Annotated in this window: 3 protein-coding genes; all 3 read left to right on the top strand. The window is 61.9% G+C overall.

From position 1 onward, the window contains the following. Window positions 1-264 precede the first annotated feature (264 nt). From NS1_RS38355 to NS1_RS40685, 3 genes are read left to right on the top strand one after another with little or no spacing between them, the layout of a single operon-like run. Window positions 265-1293 carry a tyrosine-type recombinase/integrase gene (locus tag NS1_RS38355; RefSeq protein ID WP_084504816.1) on the top strand — a complete coding sequence of 343 codons (1029 nt, stop codon included), beginning with the start codon at window positions 265-267 and terminating at the stop codon, window positions 1291-1293. After that, window positions 1290-1619 (top strand): helix-turn-helix domain-containing protein, encoded by a 330-nt coding sequence (locus NS1_RS38350; RefSeq protein ID WP_062992634.1) that lies wholly within the window; start codon window positions 1290-1292, stop codon window positions 1617-1619. The genes NS1_RS38355 and NS1_RS38350 overlap by 4 nt, the downstream gene beginning before the upstream one ends. Further along, window positions 1619-4159: a hypothetical protein gene (locus tag NS1_RS40685; RefSeq protein WP_157125635.1), complete on the top strand. Its 2541-nt coding sequence runs from the start codon at window positions 1619-1621 to the stop codon at window positions 4157-4159. The genes NS1_RS38350 and NS1_RS40685 overlap by 1 nt, the downstream gene beginning before the upstream one ends. The last annotated feature ends 36 nt before the right edge of the window (window positions 4160-4195 follow it).

The following is a 4195-nucleotide window of genomic DNA, read 5'->3' as shown; positions in this document are numbered from 1 at the left end:
CCCGAACTCAGTGGAATTGCATCAGATGCATGCAATTCGGGGGTGACTACGGTGCGACCTCGGCAAGTGTAGTCATGGGAGATCTTTCTCGAAACCGCCGCGTAGCAGCCTGTTTGAGCTCTATATTGCATCAGTTGCACACTTTGCGCATCTAGTGAAAGGTCCATGGTGGCTGATCGGGCGGGTGAGATGCCGGGCTCGGCACGACTTGAACTGCTCGACGGCGTGGCACTGCTACATCCCGAAGATGCGGTCTGCGAGGCGATGATCCGGGGTTGGGAGCGACAGATGCGCGGCGGCCGAAGGCTGGCCCCTCGGTCGATTACCGCAAGCCTGGGCGTCGTCAGGCGGTTCCGGGAGTTCACCGGCGAGTACCCCTGGCAGTGGACCGCTGCTCATTTCGATGAGTGGATGGTGGAACTTATCGGGGCTGCCGCGGGTCGGAAGAAGAAGTCCACGCTGCGGAACTATCAGGGAGCGGTTCGGGACTTCTGCACCTATATGACCTCGCCCCATTACGGCTGGTCACAAGAGTGCGAAGCGAGATTCGGCACTCATCCAGTTCAAATCTGCCATGAGTGGAACACCGTCGCTCACCTGGTGGACTACGAGGGCGACCCCGACCGCCGTCCGTTGACCCGGACAGAGTTGCAACGCCTGCTCGACTACGCGGACGATCGCGTCGAACGGGCAGTTCGCCTTGGACGGAAAGGGGCACTGACGGCCTACCGGGACGCCACGGTGCTGAAAGTGATCTATGGATGGGGACTTCGAGCACGAGAGGCCAGTCGATTGGACACCACCGACTGTTATCGCAGCGCCTCGGCTCCCGAACTGGGCAAGTTCGGACAACTGCACGTCCGATGGGGCAAAGCAACCAAGGGCTCGCCCCCGAAGCGTCGTATGGTCGCGAGCGTAATGCCTTGGGCGGTAGAGGCTTTGGACGACTACGTGTCCAATATTCGACCGCGGTTCACCGACCAAGCCGATGGGCCGCTATTTCTCACAGAGCGCGGTGGGCGGCTCCAGCCGCGAGAGATCGATGCCCGTTTCGCCGAGTATCGGGACGCGCTGGGACTGTCCCCGATTTTGGTTCCGCACTGTTTGCGGCACAGCTACGTGACCCATCAGATCGAGGATGGAGCGGATCCGAAGTTCGTTCAGGAACAAGTCGGGCACCGGTTTTCTTCCACCACAGCGATTTACACCGCAGTCAGCGGTGACTTCATGAACACGATGATGCGGCGGGCGTTGGATCGGGCGTTCACCGAAGACGAGGAATGGACGCAATGAGCAGCGAACTCGACTACCGATGGCATCTGCGCACCTTGATGGCTGAGCGCGGAATGTTCTCCACCAGCGACCTGAAACCCAAGCTGGCAGAACGCGGAATACAGCTTTCGGCCAGCCAGGTTTACCGGCTGGTCGTTGAACGCCCTGAACGGCTGAGCCTGAAGACCCTTGTCGCGTTGATGGATATCTTGGGTTGCCGCATGGAAGAGCTCATCGAGCCCGTGAAGACACAAGCGAAGCAGCGCAAGGCGGTTGGAAGCGATAGCACCGCCTCGATTGGCCAGTTTCGGCCGAAGCGCGCCCGAATCGTCAACGACGAGCGCTGATGGGCAACCGGAAGGTCTCCGGCTATGCCGCAGAAGTATTGAAGGATCCAGAGGCGTGGATCATCGCCGCGATTCACGCCGCCGAACCCACCCTGCCAGCCGCGGAATGCGCCGCAGCGATCACCGAGGCCGCCGCCTCCGTCGCCCCCAGGCGGCGGCTGGGGCAGGCGTTGTTCGAAGATCCGCAGTTGCTGGTCTCCCAGAAGCCGACGGCGCCACCGGTGTTGGATCGCCTGATTCAGGCACTACAGCGACGGGGCGCGACGCGAGTCAGGCTGCCACGCTGCGGCAACTGCCAGCGCGAAGTCAAACTCACGAATCGGGATGGGGACCTGCGCATCTGCGCTCCTTGCGAAATCCGCCGTCGCCGCGCGGGTCAGGTATGCGCCCGCTGCGGCCATCCGGGGTGGTCTCGCTATCGAGATTGGGCTGGACGCTCGTTCTGCTACGCATGCGATCTCAAATTGCGCGAGGTCGACCAACTCGATCGGCTGATCGCTCAGGTCAGCGCCGCGAGTCCCGCCGCAGACATTGAGACCGTCCGGGAGGTCCTGCTGCGGGCGCTGCCAACCGAGGGGACGCGGCGCCGAGTGGCCGATGAGCTCGCCGATCATCCTGCCCGGCTCATGACGGAAGCAACAGCGGCGACGGCGGCGACCATGCGGCTGCTGCTCGCCCTGGTCGATGCGAACGTCGTGGGTTTCGCTGCACCGCCTTGCGCATTCTGCGGCCGCAACGTCGCGTTGAAGGAGGTTCGCGAGGGGCGAAGGTGCTGCCGTCGATGCTATGACGAGCATCGGTTCGAGACATGTGATCGTTGCGGATTCGATCGGCCCGTCGCCAGCCGAACCGCCGCCGGCGCAGCCCTTTGCCTGACCTGCTACAACAAGCAACCCGAGAACCAAGCAAAATGCCCGGGCTGCGGCGAGCAGGGGCGGCTGGTCAATTGGAAGGGGCAAGAACCACGTTGTCGGCGCTGCCAACGCGCACCCGTCACCATCTGCGCGTTCTGCGGAAAGTTGAAGCAGTGCTACTTCGCGAATACTCCATCGCCCCGCTGCGAACCTTGCTCGAGCAAGCTGCTGCACCGCGAAATATGTTCACGCTGCGAAAAGTTCAGTGCGGTGAGCATCCGCACCGCCGACGGCGCACCGATCTGCAAAGACTGCGCCCGACGAAAAGCAACATGCCGCGACTGCCATCGCGTGATGTTCATCGGCGGAACTTGCAGCGACGGCCCTCGCTGCAAAGCCTGCTACCGCAAACATCCGGAGTCGTTCCAAGCATGCCAGAGTTGCGGCAGCCTGGAGCGTCTGCATCACTTCGGACTTTGCAAACACTGCGCCTGCATCGAGCTTCTCCATCAAGAACTCGGTGACAACACCGGCATAATCCCTCGGCTGCAACCGGTATTCACCGCATTAGCGCGGTCTTCTGCCGACAGCGCACTCACCTACCTCGAATACGGCGGCGGTTCACGACTTCTGCGCGACCTTCGAGACACCGGCCAGCCGATCACTCACCAACTGCTCGATGGATTCCGCAGTCAGCCAGCGCTGCGATCACTGCGCGACGCGATGGTTAGCGCAGGCCTGCTCGAACCTCGCGATGAGGTTCTTCATAGCCTCGAAGAACACCTCTACGGAACTATCGCGGAAGTCGTCGATGGCGAGGAGCGACGGCTCTTGCGAAGTTACGCCACCTGGAAGCTGCTGCGCCGGCTCCGGACTCAGTCACCCGCACGCCCGATCACTCGTCCGCAAGCCAAAAGTGCTCAGGTCAAACTCAACACAGTTTTGGTGCTGCTCGACTTCCTACACCAGAATCAGCGGCGACTCGATGACGCTGACCAGCAAGACCTCGACCTCTGGCAGGCTTCATATCCCCTGGCCCACATAGCGCGAGACTTTCTGCGATGGGCGATCGAGCGTCGGGTTTGCAGACCCGGACTCAGCTTGGCCCCTCCTCCTCAGAGGCAGCACTTCACCAGCATCTCCGATGACGGCCGTTGGACATTGGCGCGAATGCTTCTGCAAGACAACAGTATTGATCGTTGCGATAGATTCAGCGGGCTACTCCTGCTGCTATTCGCCCAACCTGCGAGCCGCATCGTCAAGCTGCGAACCGACGCCGTTGTTCAACGCATCGACGACCGCTCCGTCTGTCTGATCCTCGGCAGCGAGCCCATCAGATTGCCGCAACCTCTCGATGATCTCGCGCTCGACCTGGTGCTCAACCGCTACCGCGGCCGCGCTGCCCTTGCCCGCGTTGCCGACCACGATTGGCTCTTCCCAGGCCTCCGCGCAGGCAGCCCGATCAGCAGCCACTACCTCAATCAACGCCTGAAGCTTCTCGGGATCCCGGCCCAAGCGGCCCGCAACACCGCCCTCATGGACCTCGCCGGCCAACTACCAGCCGCGGTCCTTTCCGCGCTTCTCGGCATTGACGTCACAACAGCCCAAGATTGGGTCAACGAAGTGGGCCAACAAGGCGCCTATGCAGCCGAGCTAGTTCGTCGCGCGAGGATGCGAGACCACTGACAACTCCGCAGGTTTCAACATCCCGCATTACCAATA

This window comes from Nocardia salmonicida NBRC 13393 (genome assembly GCF_001613085.1).
Lineage (GTDB): Bacteria > Actinomycetota > Actinomycetes > Mycobacteriales > Mycobacteriaceae > Nocardia > Nocardia salmonicida.
The sequence above is the reverse complement of the archived record's forward strand: the minus strand, read 5'-3'. Positions and strand labels throughout refer to the sequence as shown.

Excerpts from the sequence above, each read along its gene's own strand:
- NS1_RS38355 (WP_084504816.1), top strand. The coding sequence starts at position 265 with ATGATCCGGGGTTGGGAGCGACAGATGCGCGGCGGCCGAAGGCTGGCC.
- NS1_RS38350 (WP_062992634.1), top strand. The coding sequence starts at position 1,290 with ATGAGCAGCGAACTCGACTACCGATGGCATCTGCGCACCTTGATGGCT.
- NS1_RS40685 (WP_157125635.1), top strand. The coding sequence starts at position 1,619 with ATGGGCAACCGGAAGGTCTCCGGCTATGCCGCAGAAGTATTGAAGGAT.